This is a genomic window from Kocuria aegyptia, from assembly GCF_039530085.1.
Taxonomy (GTDB): Bacteria; Actinomycetota; Actinomycetes; order Actinomycetales; family Micrococcaceae; genus Kocuria; species Kocuria aegyptia.
Genome location: NZ_BAAAOA010000017.1, coordinates 26,514 through 49,664, shown reverse-complemented (window position 1 = coordinate 49,664; position 23,151 = coordinate 26,514). Strand labels below are relative to the sequence as shown.

At 74.3% G+C, this 23,151-nt stretch carries 21 protein-coding genes, 1 tRNA gene and 1 pseudogene; 17 read left to right on the top strand and 6 right to left on the bottom strand.

What is annotated here, in order from left to right; translation table 11 throughout:
* Window positions 1–18 precede the first annotated feature (18 nt).
* The 9 genes and pseudogenes from ABD220_RS08070 to ABD220_RS08035 all read left to right on the top strand — a co-directional run bounded on the left by ABD220_RS08070 (window position 19) and on the right by ABD220_RS08035 (window position 10,752).
* Window positions 19–1,656, top strand: a complete 1,638-nt coding sequence (locus tag ABD220_RS08070; RefSeq protein WP_344121445.1) for a carbamoyltransferase family protein — start codon at window positions 19–21, stop codon at window positions 1,654–1,656.
* Entirely contained in the window at window positions 1,653–3,305 is a 1,653-nt protein-coding gene (locus ABD220_RS08065; protein WP_344121443.1) for an HAD-IIIA family hydrolase, read from the top strand. Before ABD220_RS08070 ends, ABD220_RS08065 begins: the two co-directional genes overlap by 4 nt.
* A 2-nt stretch (window positions 3,306–3,307) precedes the next feature.
* On the top strand, window positions 3,308–4,411 hold the full coding sequence (locus ABD220_RS08060; protein WP_344121441.1) for a glycosyltransferase family 9 protein: 1,104 nt from the start codon (window positions 3,308–3,310) through the stop codon (window positions 4,409–4,411).
* Window positions 4,399–5,358 (top strand): glycosyltransferase, encoded by a 960-nt coding sequence (locus tag ABD220_RS08055; RefSeq protein WP_344121439.1) that lies wholly within the window; start codon window positions 4,399–4,401, stop codon window positions 5,356–5,358. The genes ABD220_RS08060 and ABD220_RS08055 overlap by 13 nt, the downstream gene beginning before the upstream one ends.
* Window positions 5,355–6,533: pseudogene (locus ABD220_RS18070) on the top strand (glycosyltransferase); the annotation flags it as partial. The gene ABD220_RS08055 and the pseudogene ABD220_RS18070, both read left to right, overlap by 4 nt.
* A gap of 24 nt (window positions 6,534–6,557) precedes the next feature.
* Entirely contained in the window at window positions 6,558–7,205 is a 648-nt protein-coding gene (locus ABD220_RS18065) for a D-sedoheptulose-7-phosphate isomerase (RefSeq protein ID WP_425552535.1), read from the top strand.
* A complete protein-coding gene (locus ABD220_RS08045; protein WP_344121434.1) occupies window positions 7,202–8,614 on the top strand; it encodes a PfkB family carbohydrate kinase in 1,413 nt (470 codons plus the stop codon). Before ABD220_RS18065 ends, ABD220_RS08045 begins: the two co-directional genes overlap by 4 nt.
* Window positions 8,604–9,611 (top strand): glycosyltransferase family 9 protein, encoded by a 1,008-nt coding sequence (locus tag ABD220_RS08040; protein ID WP_344121432.1) that lies wholly within the window; start codon window positions 8,604–8,606, stop codon window positions 9,609–9,611. The genes ABD220_RS08045 and ABD220_RS08040 overlap by 11 nt, the downstream gene beginning before the upstream one ends.
* A 130-nt stretch (window positions 9,612–9,741) precedes the next feature.
* A complete protein-coding gene (locus tag ABD220_RS08035) occupies window positions 9,742–10,752 on the top strand; it encodes a UDP-glucuronic acid decarboxylase family protein (protein WP_344121430.1) in 1,011 nt (336 codons plus the stop codon).
* 81 nt (window positions 10,753–10,833) lie between these two features.
* Here the strand turns inward: ABD220_RS08035 and ABD220_RS08030 are convergent, their stop codons facing one another.
* Window positions 10,834–11,766: a glycosyltransferase family 2 protein gene (locus tag ABD220_RS08030; protein ID WP_344121429.1), complete on the bottom strand. Its 933-nt coding sequence runs from the start codon at window positions 11,764–11,766 to the stop codon at window positions 10,834–10,836.
* Window positions 11,763–12,677, bottom strand: a complete 915-nt coding sequence (locus ABD220_RS08025; protein WP_344121428.1) for a glycosyltransferase family 2 protein — start codon at window positions 12,675–12,677, stop codon at window positions 11,763–11,765. The genes ABD220_RS08030 and ABD220_RS08025 overlap by 4 nt, the downstream gene beginning before the upstream one ends.
* A 228-nt stretch (window positions 12,678–12,905) precedes the next feature.
* On the opposite strand from ABD220_RS08025, the gene ABD220_RS08020 reads away from it, so the two are divergent.
* The 3 genes from ABD220_RS08020 to ABD220_RS08010 are packed head-to-tail and all read left to right on the top strand — an operon-like array spanning window position 12,906 to window position 16,326.
* Entirely contained in the window at window positions 12,906–14,555 is a 1,650-nt protein-coding gene (locus tag ABD220_RS08020; protein ID WP_344121426.1) for a circularly permuted type 2 ATP-grasp protein, read from the top strand.
* On the top strand, window positions 14,549–15,475 hold the full coding sequence (locus tag ABD220_RS08015; RefSeq protein ID WP_344121424.1) for an alpha-E domain-containing protein: 927 nt from the start codon (window positions 14,549–14,551) through the stop codon (window positions 15,473–15,475). The genes ABD220_RS08020 and ABD220_RS08015 overlap by 7 nt, the downstream gene beginning before the upstream one ends.
* On the top strand, window positions 15,472–16,326 hold the full coding sequence (locus ABD220_RS08010; RefSeq protein WP_344121422.1) for a transglutaminase family protein: 855 nt from the start codon (window positions 15,472–15,474) through the stop codon (window positions 16,324–16,326). The genes ABD220_RS08015 and ABD220_RS08010 overlap by 4 nt, the downstream gene beginning before the upstream one ends.
* 39 nt (window positions 16,327–16,365) lie before the next feature.
* Here the strand turns inward: ABD220_RS08010 and ABD220_RS08005 are convergent, their stop codons facing one another.
* From ABD220_RS08005 to glgC, 3 genes are all read right to left on the bottom strand, one after another.
* Entirely contained in the window at window positions 16,366–17,121 is a 756-nt protein-coding gene (locus ABD220_RS08005; RefSeq protein WP_344121420.1) for a class E sortase, read from the bottom strand.
* A 12-nt stretch (window positions 17,122–17,133) separates the two neighbouring features.
* Complete coding sequence (locus tag ABD220_RS08000; RefSeq protein ID WP_344121418.1) at window positions 17,134–18,162, bottom strand: hypothetical protein; 1,029 nt, start codon at window positions 18,160–18,162, stop codon at window positions 17,134–17,136.
* A 359-nt stretch (window positions 18,163–18,521) separates the two neighbouring features.
* Window positions 18,522–19,766: a glucose-1-phosphate adenylyltransferase gene (gene glgC, locus ABD220_RS07995; protein ID WP_344121416.1), complete on the bottom strand. Its 1,245-nt coding sequence runs from the start codon at window positions 19,764–19,766 to the stop codon at window positions 18,522–18,524.
* Between the two features lie 211 nt (window positions 19,767–19,977).
* Here glgC and glgA point away from each other — a divergent pair, with 211 nt between their 5' ends.
* The 5 genes from glgA (at window position 19,978) to ABD220_RS07970 (ending at window position 22,861) form a co-directional block, all read left to right on the top strand.
* Window positions 19,978–21,171 carry a glycogen synthase gene (glgA, locus tag ABD220_RS07990; RefSeq protein ID WP_344121414.1) on the top strand — a complete coding sequence of 398 codons (1,194 nt, stop codon included), beginning with the start codon at window positions 19,978–19,980 and terminating at the stop codon, window positions 21,169–21,171.
* Window positions 21,172–21,612: 441 nt separating this feature from the next.
* Window positions 21,613–21,698: transfer RNA gene (locus tag ABD220_RS07985), tRNA-Leu, on the top strand.
* Window positions 21,699–22,077: 379 nt separating this feature from the next.
* Complete coding sequence (locus tag ABD220_RS07980) at window positions 22,078–22,233, top strand: hypothetical protein (RefSeq protein WP_344121412.1); 156 nt, start codon at window positions 22,078–22,080, stop codon at window positions 22,231–22,233.
* A 30-nt stretch (window positions 22,234–22,263) separates the two neighbouring features.
* Window positions 22,264–22,584: a hypothetical protein gene (locus ABD220_RS07975; RefSeq protein ID WP_344121409.1), complete on the top strand. Its 321-nt coding sequence runs from the start codon at window positions 22,264–22,266 to the stop codon at window positions 22,582–22,584.
* Window positions 22,585–22,642: 58 nt separating this feature from the next.
* On the top strand, window positions 22,643–22,861 hold the full coding sequence (locus ABD220_RS07970) for a hypothetical protein (protein WP_344121407.1): 219 nt from the start codon (window positions 22,643–22,645) through the stop codon (window positions 22,859–22,861).
* A gap of 16 nt (window positions 22,862–22,877) precedes the next feature.
* Here ABD220_RS07970 and ABD220_RS07965 read toward each other — a convergent pair whose 3' ends face one another.
* Complete coding sequence (locus ABD220_RS07965; RefSeq protein ID WP_344121406.1) at window positions 22,878–23,129, bottom strand: hypothetical protein; 252 nt, start codon at window positions 23,127–23,129, stop codon at window positions 22,878–22,880.
* Between the last annotated feature and the right edge of the window lie 22 nt (window positions 23,130–23,151).

Sequence of the window (23,151 nt, the reverse complement as noted above, 5' to 3'; positions counted from 1 at the left end):
TGTGCCATACTCCGATCCATGAACTACCTGGGCATCAACGCGATTTTTCATGACCCCGCGGCGGCTCTCGTCGTGGACGGCAGAGTGGTGGCCGCAGCGGAGGAGGAGCGCTTCTCCCGCCGCAAGCACGGCAAGCGCCCGGTGCCGTTCTCGGCGTGGGAGCTGCCCGAGCAGGCGATGCGCTGGTGCCTCGCCGAGGCCGGGCTGACGCCCGCGGACCTGGACGCCGTCGGCTACTCCTTCGACCCGGCGATCGCCGCCGAGATGCCGGACGACCCGTACGACCCGGTCCGGGTGGACTACGCCCGCCGCGCACCGGGGTTCCTCGCCGAGGCCCTGCCGGGTCTCGGGCGCGGGAAGGTCCGCTTCGTGGAGCACCACGTGGCCCACGCCGCCTCCGCCGGCCTCGCCGCCCCCACCCGCACGAGCAGCGTCCTGGTGGTCGACGGCCGCGGCGAGGCGCACTCGCACCTGGCCGGGCGCTACCGCGACGGCGAGCTGGAGATCCTGCACCGCCAGGCCCTGCCCGAGTCCCTCGGCCTGCTCTACGAGTCCCTCACCGACCACCTCGGCTTCCTCCGCTCGAGCGACGAGTTCAAGGTCATGGCCCTGGCCTCCTACGGCGAGCCCCGCTTCCTGCCCGAGCTGCGCGAGATCGTCCGCGCCACGGGCGACGGCGGCTTCCGCGCCCAGGCGCCCGACTGGACCCGCTTCGCGCCCCGCCGGATCGACGACGGCACCTGGGGCGGCGACCACGCCGACCTCGCCGCGTCCGTCCAGGCCGTGGTCGAGGAGGTCCTGGTGGACCTCGCGACCTGGCTGCACGAGCAGACCGGGGACACGGTGCTCACCATGGCCGGCGGCACCGCCCTGAACTGCGTGGCGAACTCCCGGATCTGGCGCGAGACGCCCTTCGAGCAGGTCTGGGTCCAGCCCGCCTCCGGGGACTCCGGGACCGCGCTCGGCGCGGCCCTGCACCTGGCCCAGGAAGCCGGGGACCTCGGCGCGCCCCAGCCCACCGCGGCCCTCGGGCGCAGCTGGTCCGGCGAGGAGCTCGCCCAGTGGCTGAGCACCGCCCAGGTGCCCTTCACCACCCCGGAGGACCTCGCCGGCGAGGTCGCCGACATCCTGGCGGACAACGGCGTGATCGCCTGGTTCGACGGCCGCAGCGAGTTCGGCCCCCGGGCGCTGGGCCGCCGCTCCCTGCTGGCGAACCCCATGCACCCGGACAACCTCGAGCGGCTCAACGACGTCAAGGGTCGCGAGCAGTTCCGGCCCGTGGCCCCCATGGTCCTCGAGGAGCGCGCCGCGGAGATCTTCGCCGGCGGGCCGATGCCCAGCCCCTTCATGCTCTTCGTGCACGACGTGGCCCCGGAGTGGCGCGAGCGGATCCCCACGGTCACCCACGTGGACGGCACCGCCCGGATCCAGACGGTCACCGACGAGGACAACGCCGGGATCGCCGCGCTGCTGCGGGCCTTCGACGAGCGCACCGGTGTGCCAGTCGTCGTCAACACCTCCCTCAACACCGCCGGCCGGCCCATGGTGGACGACCCCCGCGACGCCCTCGAGCTCTTCGGCTCCGCCCCGGTGGCCGCCCTAGTGCTCGGTCCGCACCTTGTCCGCCGCGCCTCCTTCTTCCAGGAGGCCAAGTGACGGCCGCGCCCGCGACCTACGCCGTCGTCGTCCCCTCGGTGGGGCGCCCGACCCTCCAGTGGTTGCTGGACACCCTCTCCGCCCAGGACGTCGACGCGGACCACCCCGGACCGCTCGAGGTCGTCGTGGTCGACGACCGGCGGGGTGACGTGGAGCCGCTGCGGCTGAGCGTGCCCGACACCGTGGCCTGGACCGTGCGCACCGTCCGGGGCTACGGGCGGGGCCCGGCCGCCGCGCGCAATCGGGGCTGGCGGGCCGCCCGCCGCTCGGGGGCGGAGTGGATCGCCTTCCTGGACGACGACGTGGAGCTGCCGGCCGGCTGGGCCCACCGCCTGGCCGAGGACCTCGCCGCGTGCGGGCCCGAGATCGGCGCGACGCAGGGCCGGATCAACGTCCCCCTCCCGGGCTCCCGCCGGCCCACCGACTGGGAGCGCAACACCGCGTCCCTCCAGGATGCCGACTGGGCGACCGCGGACATGGCCTACCGCACCGCGGCGCTCGAGGCCGTCTGCGGTTTCGACGAGCGCTTCCCCCGGGCCTACCGGGAGGACGCGGACCTCGCCCTGCGGGTGCGCCGGGCCGGGTGGCAGCTGGTGCGCGGGCAGCGCCGGATCACGCACCCCGTGCGCCCCGCCGACGACCTCGTGAGCCTGCGCGTCCAGGCCGGCAACGCCGACGACGCCCTGATGCGCCGCCTGCACGGACCGGACTGGCGGCGTGCGGCCGAGGCCCCTCCCGGCGGCTTCCGCTGGCACGCGGCGACGGTCGCCGCCCTGGGCACCGCGGCAGCGGGAGCCGGTGCGGCGCTCACCGCCACCGCCCTGGGCCACCGGCCCGCCCGGCGCTCCGCCCTGGCCGCGGCCGGCGCCGGCGCCGCGGCGTGGGGCTGGCTGACCGGCCGGTTCCTGCTGCTGCGCACGGTCCCGGGTCCCCGCCCGGGCGACCCCGAGTTCCTGCCCGAGCTCAGCCGCATGGTCCGCACCAGCGTCGCCATCCCCGTGGCTGCCGTGCGGCACAAGGCCCGGGGCTGGTGGCGGCACCGGGAGACCGGGCCGTGGCCCGTCCCCGTGCGCGCCGTGCTCTTCGACCGGGACGGCACTCTGGTCCACGACGTGCCCTACAACGGCGACCCCGCCGCGGTCGAGCTCGTGCCCGGGGCCCGCGAGGCGGTCGACGCCGTGCGCGCGGCCGGACTGCGGGTGGGCGTGGTCTCCAACCAGTCCGGCATCGGCCGCGGCCTGCTGACCCGCGAGCAGGTCGACGCCGTCAACGCTCGCGTGAGCGAGCTGCTCGGTCCCTTCGACACCTGGCAGCTGTGCCCGCACGCCCCGGAGCAGGACTGCGCGTGCCGCAAGCCCCGGCCCGGCATGGTGCTCGCGGCCGCCGCCGAGCTCGGCGCGGACCCGTCCGAGTGCGTGCTGATCGGCGACATCGGCGCCGACGTCGAGGCCGCCCAGGCCGCCGGCGCGCGCAGCGTTCTGGTGCCCACCCCGGTGACCCGCGAGGAGGAGGTGGCGGCCGCCCCGGCCGTGGCCCGGACCCTGCGGGAGGCCGTCGCCTCCGTGCTGGGGCCCGCCGCCGGCGAGGGGGCGGAAGGCGCCCCCCAGGGCTTCCCGACACCGGCCGCGACGGCCGGGGCCAGGGGCTGAGCGTGGGCCGCACCCTCGCCGTCCGCCTCGACTCGGACGGCGACGTCCTGCTGACCGGGCCCGCCGTCCGGTCCCTGGCCCGGCTGGGCAACCCGGTGGACCTGCTGGCCTCCCCGTCCGGTGCTGCCGCCGCGCGGCTGCTGCCGGACGTGGCCGAGGTCCTCGAGTACTCGGCGCCGTGGTCGGGCTTCCGGCCGCCGCCGGTGGACCGGGAGGCGACCGCGGCCCTGGTCGCGGACCTCGCCGCCCGCAGCTACGACCTCGCCGTGGTCTTCACGTCCTTCCACCAGAGCTCCCTGCCGATGGCGCTGCTGGCCCGGCTCGCCGGGATCGACCGCGTGGTCGCCACGAGCGAGGACTACCCCGGGTCGCTGCTCGACGTCCGGCACCGCCGCGCGGACCCGCCCGGCGGCGGCCACGAGGTCGAGGCGGCCTTGGAGCTCGCGGTCGCGGCCGGGGCCCCCGAGCCGGCACCGGCGGATCTGCGCCTGGCCGTCCGCCGCCCGCTCCCGGAGCTGCCGGACGAGCTGTCCGCGCTGCCGGACGGGTTCGTGGTGCTGCACCCCGGCGCCTCCGTCCCCTCGCGCGGGCTCACCGCCGAGCACGCCGGGGCCCTGGCGGCGGGGCTCGCCGCGGCCGGGCGCACCGTCGTCCTCACGGGCGGGCCGGGGGAGCGCGGGCTCACCGCCGCGACCCGCGCCGTCGCCCGGGCCGGCGCACCGCGCGGCACGGTGCTGGACCTCGCGGGCCGCACCGACCTGCCGGGCCTGGCCGCCGTGCTGGACGCCGCCGCGTGCGTCGTCGTGGGCAACACCGGTCCGGCGCACCTCGCCGCGGCCGTGGGCACCCCGGTGGTCTCCCTCTTCTCCCCGGTCGTGCCGCCCGAGCGGTGGGCGCCCTACGGCGTGCCCGTCGTGCTGCTCGGGGACCAGGGCGCGGACTGCCGCGGCTCCCGCGCCCGTGACTGCCCCGTTCCCGGCCACCCCTGCCTGTCGTCCGTGTCCCCGTCCGCCGTGGTCGCGGCCGTCGAGGAGCTGACGGACGGCGTCCCGGGGGCGCCCGCCACTGTTCCCGAACCGGAAGGAGGACCCGGGTGCGCATCCTGACCTGGCACGTCCACGGCTCGTGGACGACTTCGTTCGTGCACGGCCCTCACACCTACCTGCTGCCCGTGGTCGCCGGCCGCGGCCCCGACGGCCGCGGCCGGGCCGAGACCTGGGACTGGCCTGCCGCCGCCGTCGAGCGCACGCCCGAGGAGCTCGCCGACGCCGAGTTCGACGTGGTCCTCCTGCAGCGCCCGCACGAGCTCGAGCTGCTGGAGCGGTGGACCGGGCGCCGGCCGGGGGCCGACGTGCCGGCGGTCTACGTGGAGCACGACACCCCGCGCGGGCCCGCCGTGGCCACCCGTCACCCCCTGGCCGAGCGCTCCGACATCCCGGTGGTCCACGTGACGCACTTCAACCGGATGATGTGGGACAACGGGGACGCGCCCACCGAGGTCGTGGAGCACGGCGTCCTCGACCCGGGCCCGCTCTACACCGGGCGCACGGCCAGCCTGGCCGCCGTGGTCAACGAGCCCGTCCGGCGCGGGCGCATCGCGGGCACCGACCTGCTGACGGCGCTGGCCGAGGAGCTGCCCGTCGACGTCTACGGCATGGGCATGGACCGCCTCGCGGAGCACGCGCCGCACATGGCCGGGCGGTTGCACGAGAACTATCCTCAGGAGCGGCTGCACGCGGCGCTCGGCGAGCACCGGGCCTACTTCCACCCCTACCGGTGGACTAGCCTGGGGCTCGCGCTGCTGGAGGCCATGACCATCGGGATGCCGGTGCTCGGGCTCTCGACCACCGAGGCGCCCCGCGCGGTGCCGCCCGGGGCCGGGCTGCTCTCCAACGATCCGGAGGCCCTCGCCGCCCAGGCCCGGCACTGGTTGAACGACCCCGACGCGGCGGCCGCCGCGGGCACCGCCGCCCGCGAGCACGCCCTGAGACACTATGGAGCAGACCGCTTCCTCGCGGAGTGGGACCGCATCCTGGAGAAGGTGACAGCATGAGAATCGCAATGGTCTCCGAGCACGCCAGCCCGCTGGCCGCGCTCGGCGGGGTCGACGCCGGAGGACAGAACGTCTACGTGGCCGCCCTCGCGGAGGGTCTGGCCCGGCTGGGCCACGACGTCACCGTGTACACCCGCCGCGACGCGGCCGGTCTGCCCGACGAGGTCGAGCTCGCCCCCGGGGCCCGCGTGGTCCACGTCCCCGCAGGACCCCCGAGCCTCCTCCCCAAGGACGACCTCGCCCCGTACATGGACGAGTTCGGCCGCTGGCTCGCCCGCGACTGGGCCCGCCGCGGGGTGCCCGACCTCGTGCACGCCCACTTCTGGATGTCCGGGATCGCGGCGCGCCGCGCCGCGGAGACCCTGCAGATCCCGGTGGTGCAGACCTTCCACGCGCTCGGGGCCGTCAAGCGCCGGCACCAGGGCGCGGCCGACACCAGCCCCACCGGCCGGCTCGCAGCCGAGAACGAGATCGTCGCCGCGGCCGACCTCGTCCTGGCCACCTGCCGGGACGAGCGGGCCGAGCTCCTGGCCCTCGGCGGGGACCCGTCCCGGATCGACGTGGTCCCGTGCGGCGTGGACCTCGACGCCTTCGTGCCCGCACCCCGGCCCGCCGGCGAGCGGCGGCCTCGGATCGTGGCGCTGGGCCGCCTGGTGGAGCGCAAGGGCGTGGACGTCGTCGTGCGCGCCCTCGCCGAGCTGCCGGACGCGGAGCTCGTGGTGGCCGGCGGCCCCGACCGCGCCGAGCTCGACCGCGACCCCGAGGCCCTGCGGCTGCGGGCGCTGGCCCGGGAGCTCGGCGTGGCCGAGCGCGTGGAGCTGCTCGGCCGCGTGGACCACGACGCCGCCGCCGCGCTGCTCGCCACCGCGGACGTCGTGACCTGCACCCCGTGGTACGAGCCGTTCGGCATGGTCCCGCTGGAGGCCATGGCGTGCGCCCGCCCCGTGGTGGGCAGCGCCGTCGGCGGTCTGCTCGACAGCATCGAGGACGGCGTGACCGGTCTGCACGTCCCCCCGCGGGACGTCGCCGCGACCGCGGCCGCCCTGGGCACCCTGCTGGCCGACCCCGAGCTGGCGGCCCGCATGGGCCGCGCCGGGCGCGAGCGCGTGGAGCGGCTCTTCGGCTGGCGGCGCGTGGCCCAGGACACCGAGCGCTCCTACGCCCGCGCCGTCGCCCGGCACCGCCGGGAGCACCCCCCGCTGCTCGGGCACACCGAGCGCTGGCTCGGCGCCCACCTGGACGAGCTCGCCGTCGCCGCCCGCGACGCCGCCCAGCACGCCGACGTCGTGGACCGGTGGGGCGCACGGCTGGCCGGGATGCTCACGGACGGCGGGCGGGTGCTCGCCGTGGGCAACGGCGGCAGCGCCGCGGAGGCCCAGCACTTCACCGCCGAGCTCGTCGGGCGCTTCGTCGACGAGCGGCGGCCGCTGTCCGCCGTGTGCCTGTCCGCGGAGACCTCGAGCCTGACCGCCATCGTCAACGACTACGGCGTGGAGGAGGTGTTCGCCCGCCAGGTCCAGGCCCACGGGCGTGCCGGCGACGTGCTCGTCGTGCTGTCCACCAGCGGGCGCAGCCCCAACGTCCTGGCCGCGGCCGAGCGGGCCCGGGAGCACGGCCTGCACGTCTGGGCGCTCACCGGTCCCGGCCCCAATCCGCTGACCGAGCGGGCGGACGAGTCCCTGACCGTCGCTGCCCCCAGCACCTCGGTGATCCAGGAGGTCCACCTCATGCTGCTGCACGCCGTCTGCGCCGCCGTCGACGCCCGGCTCGCGCCGGCCGCCGGGCCCGCGGAGCCCTCCGGGACCGGGACACCGGCCAGGACGGCCGTCCGGGCGGGGGCCGCATGAGCGCCCCGCACATCGTCGTCGTGGGCGACGCCCTGCTGGACCGGGACGTCTCCGGCACCTCGACCCGGCTGAGCCCCGACGCCCCCGTGCCCGTGGTCGACGTCGACGACGTGTTCGCCAGCCCCGGCGGGGCCGGTCTCGCCGCGCTGCTGTGCGCGGAGCCGCCGTCCGTCGGCGCCGCCCCGGCGACGGTCACCGTGACCCTCTTGGCGCCGGTCGCCGACGACCCCGCCGGGCGGGAGCTGGCCGGCGCGCTCGGCGAGGTCGCCCTGGAGCGGCTGGGGCACGAGGGCGGGACGCGCACCAAGACCCGGATCCGCAGCTCGGGGCAGAGCCTCGTGCGCGTGGACGAGGGCGGGCCCGGCACCCCCGTCGGTGTCACCGCCGCGCACGTGAGCGCCGTCCTGGCCGGAGCGGACGCCGTCCTGGTCTCCGACTACGGGGGAGGCGTCACGCGCGACCCCGCCGTGCGCGCGGCGCTCGAGGAGCACGCCCGCACCGGCGTGGTCGTGTGGGACCCCCATCCGCGCGGCGGCACCCCGGTGCCCGGGTGCACGCTCGTCACCCCGAACGCCGCCGAGGCGGCGGCCGCCCTCGGGCGCTCCGCGTCCGGGGCCCCCCGGGACCTCGCGGGCGCCCTGCGCCGGCACTGGGCCGCCCGTGCCGTGGCCGTCACCGCCGGCGTGGAGGGCGCCTACCTGGCCACGGCCGCGGGCACCGAGCTGGTGCCCGCGGCACCCGTGCAGAACACCGACCCCTGCGGGGCGGGGGACCGGTTCGCCTCCGCTGCGGCCCTCGCCCTCGGCGGCGGGACGCACGTGACGGCCGCCGTGGAGACCGCGGTCGAGGCCGCGGGCCAGTGGGTCGCGGCCGGCGGGGCGGCCACCTACCGCAGCCGGCGCGCCGCGGGCGCCCGGGCCCGGCCCGTTCCGCACCCGGGCGCCGAGCGCCTGCCCCGCGACGTGCAGGAGCTGCTGGCCGAGGTGCGCGGCCGTGGCGGGACCGTGGTGGCCACGGGCGGCTGCTTCGACGTCCTGCACGCCGGGCACATCGCCTCCCTCGACGCCGCGCGCCGGCTCGGCGACGCCCTCGTCGTGCTCCTGAACTCGGACGACTCCGTGCGCCGGCTCAAGGGGCCGGGGCGCCCCGTGGTCGGCGAGGCGGACCGCGCCCGCGTGCTGGGCGCCCTGCGCAGCGTCGACGCGGTCCTCCTCTTCGACGAGGACGACCCGCGCGCGGCCCTGAACCTGCTCCGCCCCGACGTGTGGGTCAAGGGCGGGGACTACACGCCAGAGCAGCTGCCCGAGGCCGCCGACGTCCGCGGCTGGGGCGGCCACGTCACCGTGCTGCCCTACCTGTCGGGGCGCTCGACCACCGCGATCCTGCAGAAGGCCGGCCGTGAGCGCTGAGCCCGGCACCGCGGCCGCGACCGTGTCGGACCGATGGGCCGTGGACCCCGCGACGATCGGCCCGGGGGACGTCCTCGTGCTGCGGGCGCTCGGGCTCGGGGACGCCCTGACGGCCGTGGCCCCCCTCCGGGGCGTGCGCCGGATGCTGCCCGGTCACCGGATCGTGCTCGCCGCGCCCGCGGGCGTGGGCGCCTGGCTGGCCGGGCTGGGCGTCGTCGACGGCGTGCTCCCGGTCCCCGGGCTCGTGCCGCTGCCGCCGACCCCCGGCGGGCACGTGGCCGTGAACCTGCACGGGCGCGGACCGCTCAGCCACGAGCTCCTCCTCGCCTCCCGCCCCGAGCGGCTCGTCGGCTTCGCCGCCCCGGCGGCCGGCCACGACGGCCCGCCGTGGCGGCCCGACGAGCACGAGGTCCATCGCTGGTGCCGCCTCGTGGCCGGCGCCGGGGGGCCGTGCGGACCCGAGGACCTGCGCCTGCGCGACCACCGCCCCGCGCCCGGGGACGCCCCCGTGCTGATCCACCCGGGCGCCGCTTCCGCCGCGCGGCGCTGGCCCGCCGAGCGCTGGCGAGAGGTCGCCGCGGACCTGGCCGCGGACGGGCACCGGATCGTGGTCACCGGCTCCCCGGCCGAAGCCGACCTCGCCGCCACCGTGGTGGCGGGGATCGACGCCGCGGAGAACCGGTGCGGGACACTGGACCTGGACGGTCTGGCCCGCACCGTCGGGGCGGCCGCCGTGGTGCTCAGCGCCGACACCGGTGTGGCCCACGTGGCCACCGCCCAGGCCGTGCGCTCCGTGGTGCTCTTCGGGCCCACCCCGCCCGCCTGGTGGGGGCCCGCCGTGGACCCCGACCTGCACACCGTGCTGTGGCACGGCGACCCGGCCGCGCAGGCGTGGGGCGACCCCCACGCGGACCGGCTCGACGAGCGGCTCGCCGCCGTCACCCCGGCCGAGGTCCTGGCCGCGGCCCGGGCGCAGCTGGGCGCCTCCCGCACCTGACCCACCGGATTCCCGGTCCGCCGGGGACCGACCGGCGGACCCCGGCATCCACCCCGGACCTCGGCCCCGGATCTCGCCCCCCGGCCTCGACCCCGTCCTTCGACCCCGTCCTTCGACCCAGAGGAGCACCGTGAACCCCACGACCGATGCGACCACCACTGCGGGCGCAGCCCGTCCGATCCGCCGCGCCGTCGTGACCGGCGGGGCCGGCTTCCTCGGCAGCCACCTCTGCACGGAGCTGCGCCGCCGGGAGGTGGAGGTGGTGTGCCTCGACAACTTCCTCACCGGCTCCGCGGCGAACATCGAGCACCTCGTGGGCGACCCCGGCTTCCGGCTCGTCCAGTGCGACGTCACCGACTACGTGCACGTGCCCGGCGACGTGGACCTCGTCCTGCACTTCGCGTCCCCGGCGTCCCCGATCGACTACCTGAAGCTGCCCATCCACACCCTGAAGGTCGGCTCGATCGGCACCCACCACGCTCTCGGCCTGGCCAAGGACAAGGGCGCACGGTTCGTGCTGGCCTCCACCTCCGAGGTGTACGGCGACCCGCAGGTCCACCCGCAACCCGAGAGCTACTGGGGCCACGTCAACCCGGTCGGCCCGCGAGGGGTCTACGACGAGGCCAAGCGCTTCGCCGAGGCCCTCACAGTCGCCTACCGCGCCGAGCACGGGGTGGACACGGCCATCGTGCGGATCTTCAACACCTTCGGCCCCCGGATGCGGCCCTTCGACGGCCGCGCGATCCCCACGTTCATCCGCCAGGCCCTCGCCGGGGAACCCCTCACCGTGGCCGGGGACGGCGCCCAGACGCGCTCGGTGTGCTACGTCTCCGACCTCGTCCGCGGCATCCTGGCCCTGGCCGGCAGCGGGCACGGCGGTCCCATGAACATCGGCAACCCCCACGAGCTGTCCGTGCTGCAGATCGCCCGCGACGTCATCGCCGCGACCGGCTCCTCCTCGGGGCTGGAGTTCGTCGAGCGTCCCGTCGACGACCCCATGGTGCGCCGCCCCGACACCACGCTCGCGACCGAGGTCCTCGGCTGGACCCCGGAGGTCCCGTGGACGCAGGGCCTGGAGCGCACGGTCGAGTGGTTCCGGGAGGGGGCCGGTCTCCCGCAGGCCGGCGTGCGCGCCCGTTGAGCGGACCGCCCCGGACGGAGCCGGGCGGCGGCTCCGCCGGGCTGGGCGCTCGGTCGGCCCGGCGCTCGGTCTGAGGGGGGCTCAGCTGACGTAGCGGCGCGCGGCGCTGCTGCGCTGCGACTCCTCCAGTGCCAGGAACCGCCGTTCGACGTGCTCGGGCAGGGGTCGCCGCTCGCGCAGCACCCACGGCGCCCCGCGCAGGGCATCGAGCAGGGCCAGGGCCGTGACCCGGTCCCGCGGGGCGGCGCCGACCACGTCCCGCGTCCGCCGCAGGGCCGCGCGCAGGGGGCGGCGCAACCAGATGAACCACAGCGTGTTACGCAGCCCGTGGCGGCGCCGCAGGTGCGGGTCGCGGACCGTGGAGGCCTGGTGGTGGACCACGACGTCGGGCAGGTGCACGAGTTCCCAGCCCGCGGTCGCGAGGTCGGCGGCCAGCAGCTCCTCCTCGCCGCCGAGCCACAGCCGCTCGCTGAACCCCCCCACCTCGCGGAACGCGCTCCGGCGGACCACGGACGCCCCCGCCAGGAAGCTGCCGAGGGCGGGCCCGGGCATCCACTCGGGGCCCTCGACGGGCGAGTGCAGCAGCTCCGCGTTGATGGGGTCCTCCCGGGCCCCGGGCTCCACGAGGATCCTGCCGGTGACCACGCCCAGCCGGGGGTGGGCCTCCAGCGCGTCGGCCGCCCGGCGCAGGGACCCGGGCTCCCACCAGGTGTCGTCGTCGCAGAAGGCCACGAACGGTGTGTCCACGCGCTCCAGCGCGACGTTGCGGCCCACGGCACCGAGGTTGACGGGGCTCGCCACGAGCTCCGCCCAGGGGTGCCGGTCGCGGATCGCGTCGGCGGTGCCGTCCTCGGAGCCGTTGTCGACCACCACCACGTGCGGTCGCTCCGGGAGCTGCCGCAGCCGGGTCAGGGCCAGCAGGGCCTCGTCCCGGCGGTTGTAGGTGATCATCACGACCGCCACGCGCCCGTCGGGGCCGGTGGCAGGCGTGGGGGTGGGATCGGTCTCGGTCACGGGCTCTCCTCCGGGGCGGTGGGGTCGGTGGTGGCGGGGTCGGTCGGGTCGGTGCGGACGGGCCCGTGCAGCAGTGCGAGCGCGGCCTCCGTGGTCGGGGACACCGGGTTCCGGGCGCGCAGCGCGGCCGGGACGCGGGGGAGGGCGCCGAGCAGACCGCGGCGCCCCGCCCGTCCACCGCGCAGGGCCTCGCGCAGCTCGTGCGCCACGACACGCCGCGGCCGGCGCATGAGGGCGGTGAGCAGGCGGCTGCGGACGAGCCCGGCCTGCCGGTGCTCGTCCGTCCCCCGCCGCGGCGAGGGGTGGTGGTGGGCGCGGACCTCCGGGACGTAGGACAGCCGCCACCCGGCGTCGAAGAGGTCGAGGGCCAGGCGCTCCTCCTCGCCGGGGAAGCGCACGACGTCGTCGAAGCCACCGGCGGCCAGGAACGCGGAGCGGCGCACGACCGCCCCGCAGCCCACGAAGCCGAGCAGCGCCGGGCCGGGGCACCCCGTCGGGATGCCCAGCGGTGACGCGGCGAGCACGGCGTTGAGCGGATCCGGGCGCTCCTCGGGGCCCACCGCGATGGAGCCGGCGATCAGGCCCAGCCGGGGATGGGCGTCGAAGACGGCGGCGGCGCGGGCGAGCGCCCCGGGCGCCCACCAGGAGTCGTCGTCGGCGAAGGCCACGTAGGGGGTGCGGGCGAGCCGGACACCGACGGTCCGGGCCACCGCGCCGATGTTGCGGGGCAGCTCCACCACCTGTACGTGCGGGTGGGCGGCGCGCACCGCCTCGGCGGAGCCGTCCGTGGAGGCGTTGTCCACGACGACGACGGGCCCCTCGTGCCGGCCCAGGTGCGCCACGAGCTCCTCCCGGCGGTTGCGGGTGGCCACGACCACCGTGACGCGGCACTGGGGGTCCGGGGCGTCCATCGTGTCCTTCCGTCGGGTCCGCCGTGTCCCGGTGGCGGACGCGGCCGTGCGTCCGCCCTCCGGCGGACACGCCCTCCCATCGTAGGGGCAGGTCCTCCCGCCGTCCGGCGCGTGGCGCGTGACACAATCGGGTGGAGCCTGGGCCACCGGGTTACCGCTGCGAAATACGACCCGTCCATACTGCACGTACTGCCCGCCCCGACCCCGAAAGGCATGTGATCGCCCGACATGTCCGACCTGTTCGAGAACTACGCCGCTGACATGGCCGTGGCGGACGCCTACGACGAGATGTACACGGCGGATCGGCGGGTGCGTCCCGGCTACGACCGCATCGGCGGGGTCCTGGACGACCTGTCGCTGAGCGACGTCAACACCCGGGCCGACTCCATGGCCCGCTCCTTCCTCGACCGGGGTGTGACCTTCGACTTCGCGGGGGAGGAGCGCCCCTTCCCGCTCGACATCGTGCCGCGGGTGATCACCGCCGACGAGTGGGACGTGATCGAGCGGGGCGTGAAGCAGCGGGTGCGGGCCCTGGAGTGCTTCCTCGACGACGTCTACGGGGAGCAGCGGGTGGTGGCCGACGGGGTCGTGCCGAAGGCGCTGATCACGTCCTCCGCCCACTTCCACCGGGCGGTGTGGGGATTCCGGCCCGCGGGCGGCGTCCGCATCCACGTGGCGGGCATCGACGTGGTCCGGGACCAGCAGGGCGTGTTCCGGGTCCTCGAGGACAACGTGCGCGTGCCCTCGGGGGTGTCCTACGTGATCGAGAACCGGCGGGCCATGACCAAGGGCCTGCCGGAGGCCTTCATGTCCCAGCCGATCCGGGCCGTGGAGGCCTATCCCCGGCACCTCTACAAGGCGCTGCGCGCCACGGCGCCGGAGGCGGCCGAGGATCCCACGGTGGTGGTCCTCACCCCGGGCGTGTTCAACTCCGCCTACTTCGAGCACACCCTGCTGGCCGGGCTCATGGGGGTGGAGCTCGTGGAGGGCCGAGACCTCGTGGTCCGCGGCGACAAGGTCTACATGCGCACCACCGACGGCGAGCAGCGCGTGGACGTGATCTACAAGCGGATCGACGACGAGTTCGTCGATCCCCTGCACTTCCATTCCGGGTCCGTGCTCGGCTGCTCCGGGCTGGTCAACGCGGCCCGGGCGGGCAACGTGACCATCGCCAACGCCATCGGCAACGGCGTGGCGGACGACAAGCTCACCTATTCCTATGTCCCCGACCTCATCCGGTACTACCTCGACGAGGAGCCGGTGCTGCCCAACGTGGACACCTACCGGCTGGAGGAGGACGACGCCCGCGCCTGGGTCCTGGAGCACCTGGACGAGCTGGTGGTCAAGCCCGTCGACGGGTCCGGCGGCAAGGGCCTGGTCATCGGCCCCCAGGCCACCGCTGCGGAACTCGAGGAGCTGCGGGCGAAGGTGCTCGCCGACCCGCGCGGGTGGATCGCCCAGCCGGTGCTGCAGCTGTCCACCGTGCCGACGTTCGCGGACGGGCAGTTCAGCCCACGGCACGTGGACCTGCGCCCCTTCGCCGTCAACAGCGGCGACGAGGTCTACGTGCTGCCCGGCGGGCTGACCCGCGTGGCCATGCAGAAGGGCTCGCTGATCGTCAACTCCTCGCAGGGCGGCGGCTCCAAGGACACCTGGGTGCTGGGCCAGCCGCAGACCCAGGACCTGGACCCCGGCCAGGCCCCGCCCCCGGACGTCGACTCCTCGGTGCACACGTGGCCGGTCTCCGCGTCCTGGCAGGACGAGGGCGACAGCGGCCAGCAGCAGCAGCAGCAGCAGGCCGTGTCCGGCCCGGGCGCTGCGTCCACCACCGCATCCACCACCGCGACCACCCGCACCGGAGAGGGGCCCACGTGCTGAGCCGCATTGCCGAGTCACTGTTCTGGATCGGCCGCTACGTCGAGCGGGCCGACGGGGTCGCTCGGATCCTCGACGTCCACCTGGAGCGCATCACCCAGCTGCCCGTGGGCGAGCAGGAGGCCGAGGTGCGCCGCATCATGGCGGTGATGGGCGTGGAGCCCGGCGACGGCGACCACAGCGTCCGGTCGATGATCCACGAGCTCGCGTGGAACAAGGACTGCCTGACCTCCATCTCGGGTTCCCTGCACGCCGCCCGCGAGAACGCCCGCCGCGCCCGGGAGACGGTGTCCTCGGCCATGTGGGAGTCGCTCAACTCCACCTACTACGGTCTGGGCCAGCACCGCCGCGACGTCGTCGGCACCTTCCGGGTGTGCCACTGGACCATCGAGCGGATGGCGACCGTGCGCGGGCAGACCCAGATGACCATGTCCCACGACGAGTCCTGGATGTTCCTGTCCCTGGGCGCGGCGATCGAGCGGGCGGACATGACGTCCCGGCTGCTGTGGACCCGCTCGACGTCCACGTCCGGCATGTCGTGGGTGTCGATCCTGCACTGCGCCGGCGGGTACGAGGCCTTCCTGCGCACCAGGTACGGCACGTTCAGCGACGAGTCCGCGACCGAGTTCCTGCTCCTCGACCGGCTGTTCCCGCGCTCGATCCTGCACGCGCTCACCACGGCGGAGGAGATCCTCGTGGGCCTCGAGCCGGGCCTGCAGCGGGTCGGGTTCAAGGACGACGCCCGCCGGATCATCGGCGAGGCGCGCACCGCCCTGGAGTTCCACCACGCGGAGGACCTCATCGCGGTGCTGCCCGAGCACCTGAACAACGTCCAGGCCGCGTGCGCGAGGGCGTCGGAGGCCGTGAGCACCAAGTACTTCTCGCACGCCGTCGAGGCGTCCTGGTTCGGAGGCATGCTGTGACCCGGCTCAAGATCGACCACGTCACCCGCTACGACTACAACGACAACGTTTCGAAGTCCTACAACGAGGCCCGGATGACACCCCTCTCCGACGACGAGCAGATCGTGCTCGAGGCGGAGCTGACGCTGAGTCCGGGGATCGCCACGGTCAGCAACTACCGGGACTACTGGGGCACCCGGGTGGCGGCCTTCGACATCCAGGGCCGGCACCGGCACCTGGAGGTCCGCTCCTCGGCCACGGTGGAGGTGCACCGGCGGCCCGGTGACGAGGTCGCGGACGGGCTGAGCTGGGAGGAGCTGGCGACCCCCGAGGTGCTGGACGCGGTCTCCGACTTCGTGCCCCAGACCCCGCTCACCCGGCTCGGGCCCGAACTGGAGAAGGTCGCCGAGGAGATCCGCAAGGAGGCGGCCGATCCGGCCGCTGCCGCAGCGGCGATCTTCCAGGGCATCGCCTCGCACATGCAGTACGTGCCGGGGGTCACCGGCGTCCACACGGACGCGGAGGCCGCCTGGCGGGAGGCCAAGGGCGTGTGCCAGGACCTCGCGCACGTGGCCATCGGCATGATGCGGCACATCGGGATCCCCGCCCGCTACGTCTCCGGCTACCTGCACCCGGACTACGAGGCGGGCATCGGCGCGACCGTGCCGGGGGAGTCCCACGCCTGGGTGGAGTGGTGGAACGACCGCTGGTACGCCTACGACCCCACCAACCACACGCCGCTCACCGACTTCCACGTCACCGTCGCCCGCGGCCGCGACTACACCGACGTCACCCCGCTCAAGGGCATGGTCACCGGCGGCGGCGGGACCTCCGGGTTGGACGTCACGGTGGAGGTCACGCAGACCGCGTGACCCGGCACCGAGCACGGTCCTCGCGCCCGCGGGCCGATCTCAGCGGCGGCCGGCAGCGGCGACCGCCTCGGCGATCTCCGCCGGCGGGCCGGCCGACGACGGCCTCCACGACGTCAGCACGGCACGGCCGATGAAGCGCTCGGTGGCTCCGTAGCGCGGATGGCAGGTCGTCAGCGTCAGGAGCCGCTCGGTCGGCTCCGAGGTCGGGGCTGCGGGGTCCGGCGCCAGCACGCGTGTCGCGTCCGGGGCCACGACCTCGCTGTCGCGGTAGGAATAGGTGAAGTACGCCTCTGCGGTGCGTACGTGGATGCGGTCGCCCGGCCGCAGGGTGTGGATCAGGTCCAGGGCCTTCCCGTTGGACTGCCGGTGCCCGGCGATCGCGAAGTTGCCGAGTTCTCCCGGCATCGCCGTGGACGGGTAGTGCCCGAGTCCGAGGGCGTCCAGCACGTCGGGTCCCGCTCCCTCCGCAACTGGCCGGGCGTAGTCGTCACCGAAGCGCGGCACGTAGACGATGCCGAACGGTTCCCCGGGCGACGGGTGGGCGGCCACCGGCGGCGCTCCGTCGTCGGCGCCGGTGGCCGCCGTGTGCTCCGTGGGGAGTGCCTGCTCCAGCTGGTCGCTCGTCCGGACCACCGCCCGATCCTGGGCCCGTCCCGCCATGAGGTCGGGCCACCACAGGTTCCACAGCGGAACGAGCAGCAGTGTCAGCCCGAGCGCCATCACCAGGACCGGGACGGTTGCGCGTCGCCGCTCCGCAGGATCGTGTCGGGTGGTGGTCGCTGCGGCTCGGCGCACGGTGCCGCTCCCTCAGGCGCGCTTGAGGCGCAGGGCGGCGCCCAGGGCCAGGAGCAGGGCGCCGAGCCCGCCCGCGCTCAGAACACCCCCCGGCACGCCGGTGTACGCCAGGGAATCCGGCAGCGGCGGTGTGCTCGGATCTGTCCCGGAGGTGGAGACCCGGGCTCCGGCGGCAGCCGGCATCGTGGGAGCCTCAGCACCGGCTGACCGGGACATCACCGTGGCGTCCTGCACGGAAGTCCGGACCGTGGAAACCGGACGCGCGGAACCGATCTGGGGCGCATGGTCCCATCCGGTCCCCGTCCTTGACGTGTCCGGCAGACCGACGACGCCGACCGGCCGCGGAGCCGGTGCTCCCGCATCGTGCACAACCGGAGGAGCCTTTATCGGAGCCGGGGACGGGCTGCCACTGTCGCTGTCCTTCTCGTGCTCGAGGGCGCTGCCGCCGTTGCTGGGGGTGGCGTCGTCGTTGCTGTGATCGCCGCCGCCGTCGCTGCCCTGGTCGCTGTTGCCGGGGAGGTGGCCGTCGTTTTCGTGGTCACCGTTACCGTGGTGACCCTGTCCGCCGTTGCCCTGGGTGCCGTTGCCGTTGTGGCCGTTGCCGGGGGTGGCGCCGTCGCTGCCCTGCCCGCCGTTGCCCTGCCCGCCGTTGCCCTGGGTGCCGTTGCCGTTGTGGCCGTTGCCGGGGGTGGCGCCGTCGCTGCCTTGTCCGCCGTTGCCCTGGGTGCCGTTGCCGTTGTGGCCGTTGCCGGGGGTGGCGCCGTCGCTGCCCTGCCCGCCGTTGCCCTGCCCGCCGTTGCCCTGCCCGCCGTTGCCCTGCCCGCCGTTGCCCTGCCCGCCGTTGCCCTGCCCGCCGTTTCTGCCGGGGCCGGCAGCCGGCGCAGTTGTCGGCAGGGGAGACGCTGAGGTGATGAGGACCGACGTGCCGGGCGATGCTCCGTCGGGCGCGACATCTACGGCGAGGGCGCCGGTGAACCCGCACAGGGTGATGGCAGAGGCGGTGGGGGCGACGAGCAGAGCTCGCCAGAGGGGGGTGTTCACGATCATCTCCGAAGGGTGAGAAGCGATGTGCTGATCAGGTCTCACCGTACGGAGATCCCATGCGCATTCATGTAGGCCGAAGAGCCCATGATCAGAGGTGTCCCCTGTTGTGCAGCACCTCGACGATGCGCCGCTGACCTGGAGCGACAGATTCCACCTGGATGGAGGTGCTGATGCGGCGTCCGCTTTCTGTCCCTTTTCCGGCACCGGGCGGGCAGTGCGTGTCCCCGGAAGAGTATGCGTCACCGGCCCCTCCCGGAACCGGTGGATGCCGACGAGCGGTGCCACGGCACCCCCGTTCCGACGACGGGCCCGCNGGGGCCCGTCGTCGGAACCGGACGCGAGGCGTCCGGAGGGCGTCAGCTCTCGAAACGGAAGTTCTTCGGGGCGACCGTCAGCCCGGACTCCGTGACCGTCAGGCCCCGCGACCGGTCGAGCTCGTGGTCCACGCCCACCTGCGCGCCCGGGGGCACCACCACGTTCTTGTCGAGGATGCACCGGTCGACCACGGCTCCCTCCCCGATCTGGACATTGGGCAGCAGGACCGACTGGTTGACGGTGGCGTCGTTGTGCACCAGCACCTTGGGGGAGAGCACCGACTCGGTCACGCGTCCGCCCGTGACGAGCACGCCGCGCGAGAGGATGGAGTCCGTCGCGATGCCGCCTTCCCCGTGCGGGCCGCGCACGAGCTTCGCCGGCGGGGCTTGCATCTCGTTGGTGTAGAGCGGCCAGGCGTAGTTGTACAGGTTGAACACCGGTAGCGGACGGATCAGGTCCATGTGCGAGTCGTAGTACGAGTCCAGCGTGCCGACGTCGCGCCAGTACTGCCGGTCCCGATCCGTGGAGCCCGGGACGTCGTTCTCCGTGAAGTCGTAGACGGCCGCCTCGCCGCGATCCGCGAACCAGGGCATGATGTCCCCGCCCATGTCGTGGCTCGTGTCCTCCTTCGCCTCGTCGGCGCGCAGGGCCTCGACGAGCGCGTCGGTGTCGAAGACGTAGTTGCCCATCGAGGCGAAGAACGCGTCCGGGTCGTCGGGCAGGGGAGCCGTGCTCTGCGGCTTCTCCACGAACCGGCTGATCTTCGTGACGTCCTCCGGGTCCGTCTCGATCACGCCGAAGGACGTCACCATCTCCATGGGCTGGCGCACGCCCGCCACTGTGGCGCGGGCGCCCGACTCGATGTGGAAGTCCACCATCGCCGAGAAGTCCATCCGGTACACGTGGTCCGCGCCGACCACCACGACGATGTCCGGCTTCTCGTCGTCGATGAGGTTCATCGACTGGAAGATGGCGTTGGCGGAGCCCAGGAACCACTCCTTGCCGCGCCGCTGCTGGGCCGGCACGGTGACCACGTAATTGCCCAGCTGGGCGGACAGGCGCCAGGTCTGGGTGACGTGCTGGTCCAGGGAGTGCGACTTGTACTGCGTGAGCACCACGACCTGCAGATAGCCGGAGTTCACGATGTTGGACAGCGCGAAGTCGATCAGCCGGTACCCGCCCGCGAACGGCACCGCGGGCTTGGCGCGGTCCTCGGTGAGCGGCATCAGGCGCTTGCCCTCGCCTCCTGCCAGCACGATCGCGAGTACCTTCTTGCGGTGGGGCATGGGAACCTCTCTGACGTCTTCGACAACGGGCGCAACCACTCCGCCTCGCGGTGCAGAACCACTCGACAGTGGCCTTCATTGTGTCTTAACCGACGCGAAGCAGCGTGACCCCCGGCACAGGAAACCCGATGTGTCACCAGAACTGGGGATGTCGGCCCCTCGCCGCGCCTTTCCCGTGGCGGGGACCGGATCCTGCAGTACGCTCGAAACCGTGCGAGTCGATATCTTGTCCAAGGAGTTCCCGCCCGAGATCTACGGCGGCGCCGGAGTCCACGTGTCCGAGCTCTCGCGGGTCCTGGCCCCGCTGGTCGACCTGAGGGTGCGGTGCTTCGGTGCGCCACGTGAACCCCGGGTCAACGGCGTCGAGGTCCAGGCCTATCCCGTGCCCGCGGACCTGGCCGGCGCCAATGCCGCGATCCAGACCCTGGGGGTCGATCTCGCCATGATCGGCGACATCGCGGGCGCCGACCTGGTGCACTCCCACACCTGGTACGCCAACATGGGCGGGCACCTCGCGTCACTGATGTACGGCATCCCCCACGTCCTCTCCGCCCACTCACTCGAGCCCCTGCGCCCGTGGAAGGCCGAGCAGCTCGGTGGCGGGTACGCCGTCTCCTCCTTCGTGGAGAAGACGGCCTACGAGGCGGCCGCGGCCATCATCGCCGTCTCCGACGGGATGCGCGAGGACATCCTCCGGTCCTATCCGGACGTCGACCCGGACCGGGTCCGGACGGTGCACAACGGCATCGACGTGAGCCAGTGGGTGCGCGACGAGGGCACCGACGTGCTCGAGTCCTACGGCATCGACCCGGCCAGGCCCTCCGTCGCGTTCGTGGGCCGCGTCACCCGGCAGAAGGGCGTGCCGTTCCTGCTGCGCGCCGCGGCTCGGCTGCCCGAGGACGTCCAGCTCGTGCTGTGCGCCGGGGCCGCCGACACTCCGGAGCTGGGCGCCGAGGTCAACGCGCTCATCGACGAGCTGAAGGCCACCCGGTCCGGGGTGGTGCTCATCGAGAAGATGCTGCCCCGCCGCGAGATCGTCCAGATCCTCTCCGGCGCCACGGCCTTCGCCTGCCCGTCCGTCTACGAGCCGCTCGGCATCGTCAACCTCGAGGCCATGGCCTGCGGCACCGCCGTGGTCGCCTCCGCCACGGGCGGCATCCCCGAGGTCGTCGTCGACGGGGAGACCGGCCGGCTGGTCGCCATCGAGCAGGTCCAGGACGGCACCGGCACTCCCATCGACCCGGAGAAGTTCGTGGCCGACTTCGCCGCCGCGCTGACCGAGGTGGTCTCCGACCCGGCGCGCGCCCGGGCGATGGGCGCCGCCGGCCGGCGCCGCGCTGAGGAGCACTTCGCCTGGGAGTCCATCGCCGAGCGCACCCTGGAGGTCTACCGCTCCGTGCTGTGAGTCCCCGCGGTAAGGGGCTGCCTCGAGGTCGCTCCGTGCCGCGCAGGGGAGACGGCGGCCACCGTGGACCCGTGGGAGAACGGTTCGGCGGTGGCCGCCGCCGGCACAGGTGAGGGGGGTCCCCGGCCACTCCGAGAGCCCATGGCACCGGCGGGGACGGGGGCACCCCGGCGCTGCGGAGGCGGCTCTGGAGAGAGCATCGTCCCAGGTCAGCTGGACGATCCGGGGGATGCTCCGACCTCATTCAACCGCATGCAGGGCCGTGGGGAAAGGCGGGAGCACACGTACCGACGAGTTTTCATCAAGTTTTTCGACGGCGCTCCGCCCCGTCCCCCGGCGGCGGCGCCGATGTGAACGGTGGGCACGCATGTGGTACCTTATTTTCTGTTGCGTTCAGGAAGGACGGCCGGCAACGGCACCACGTTCTCCCTGGATCCACTCGCGCGGGTGGCGGAATAGGCAGACGCGCTAGCTTGAGGTGCTAGTCCTCGTATTAGAGGGTGGGGGTTCAAGTCCCCCCTCGCGCACAGTGCGATGTCGCAGGACATCGGAAACACCCCGGACCCACGGTCCGGGGTGTTTTTTCGTGTCCGGGGGCTGGTCGAGGGTTCAGGGCCGGCGGTCCTGGCCTGGTCGGGGACGTGACGTCCCGCAGGGACCGGGGTGCCGTCCCAGGGGTGAGCGCAGAGCTTCGAGCCGAAGCCGAAGTCGGGGGTGGGCGTCGGCTCGCGCACCGGCGCGAGGGAGAGCCGCATCATCCTCCGTCTCGTCCCGCTGCCGCGCCGACCCGCACGACCTGACGGCCGGTCTCAGGGGAGCATTTCGCGCTCGAGCACCGAGGGTGTGACACCTGCCCGACCGGGCGCCGGGTCGTCACCCCGTCGACGCGGTCGGCGATCATGAGGCATGGCCCATCGCACTGACCCGGAGGCACCGCAGTTCGTCACGCTGTTGCCGTGGCAGATCCGCATCGCCTTCGGCGTCACGTTCCTCGTGGTGATGTTCGCGGCGATCATGGCCGTGCCGGGCGGGCCGTGGAACGTGTGGGGCGCGCTCGTCTAGGCCGGCGGGTTCGTCGCCTACGGACGGCTGGTGAACACGTCGGTCGTCGTCCGGGTGGAGGACCGGTCCGTGCGCGTCCGGCTGGGCCGGCACAAGGTCAGCATTCCGTACGAGCAGATCACCGAGGAGGCCGTCGGGCCGCGCACCTCCCGGTGGCAGATCGGTCGGCGCCGACTGGACGACGGGTCCACCGGTTACCTGGTGGGCGGCTCCAGCGTGCGCATCAGCGCCGCGGAGACCTCGGTCGTGGTCTCGGCGGACGAGTCGTACCGGGTGACCGGGGCGATCCAGCGCCGGCTCCAGCACGTCGCAGAGGAACGGGTGGCGGGCACGGAGCAGTCCGGGCGCTGAAGCAGTCGCGGCCGGCGCCCCAGGGAAGGCACAGGTGCCCGTGACAGCGTGGAAGGCGATGAGCACTCCAGCACCGGACCAGCGAGCACGAGCCGTCGCGCGGCAGCGCAGGATCACCCGGGTCGGCCTCGCCGTGCTGACCACAGTGCTGTTCGTCGCGGCGATCTCCTTCCGCGAGCTGGAGTTCATCACGGCCGCACTGCTGACCGGTGTGGCGGGCGTAGCCCTGGATGTGCGGCAGACCAAGAAGTTGGCGCGCACGCGGGCGCAGCCATAGCTCGGGCAGCGGATCGTCAGCCGGGGCGACCGGCGCCGTGCAGGACAGGCAGCCAGGCCCGGCCGCCGCGGGCCCGGAAGACGCATTCCACGGTGCGGACCACTGGGCCGCCCAGTGCAGCCGGCCACGGGTACGCAGGGGCGATCTGTGCGCAGAGCTGGAAGGCGATGACGATGGCGACTGCCCCCACGAGTGCCTCGATGCTGAGGCAGGCATCGACGCCGACTGCCTGCCGCACGTCAGGGTGTTCCGGCAGAGGCCCGGTCATGGGCTCCTGTATGGGGAGGTGG

What these genes read in the sequence shown, in the direction of transcription:
- ABD220_RS08045 (WP_344121434.1), top strand. Translation starts at nt 7,202, where the DNA reads ATGAGCGCCCCGCACATCGTCGTCGTGGGCGACGCCCTGCTGGACCGG.
- glgC (WP_344121416.1), bottom strand. Translation starts at nt 19,766, where the DNA reads ATGCCCCACCGCAAGAAGGTACTCGCGATCGTGCTGGCAGGAGGCGAG.
- ABD220_RS07970 (WP_344121407.1), top strand. Translation starts at nt 22,643, where the DNA reads ATGAGCACTCCAGCACCGGACCAGCGAGCACGAGCCGTCGCGCGGCAG.
- ABD220_RS08020 (WP_344121426.1), top strand. Translation starts at nt 12,906, where the DNA reads ATGTCCGACCTGTTCGAGAACTACGCCGCTGACATGGCCGTGGCGGAC.
- ABD220_RS08070 (WP_344121445.1), top strand. Translation starts at nt 19, where the DNA reads ATGAACTACCTGGGCATCAACGCGATTTTTCATGACCCCGCGGCGGCT.
- ABD220_RS07980 (WP_344121412.1), top strand. Translation starts at nt 22,078, where the DNA reads ATGGCCCATCGCACTGACCCGGAGGCACCGCAGTTCGTCACGCTGTTG.
- ABD220_RS08025 (WP_344121428.1), bottom strand. Translation starts at nt 12,677, where the DNA reads ATGGACGCCCCGGACCCCCAGTGCCGCGTCACGGTGGTCGTGGCCACC.
- ABD220_RS07965 (WP_344121406.1), bottom strand. Translation starts at nt 23,129, where the DNA reads ATGACCGGGCCTCTGCCGGAACACCCTGACGTGCGGCAGGCAGTCGGC.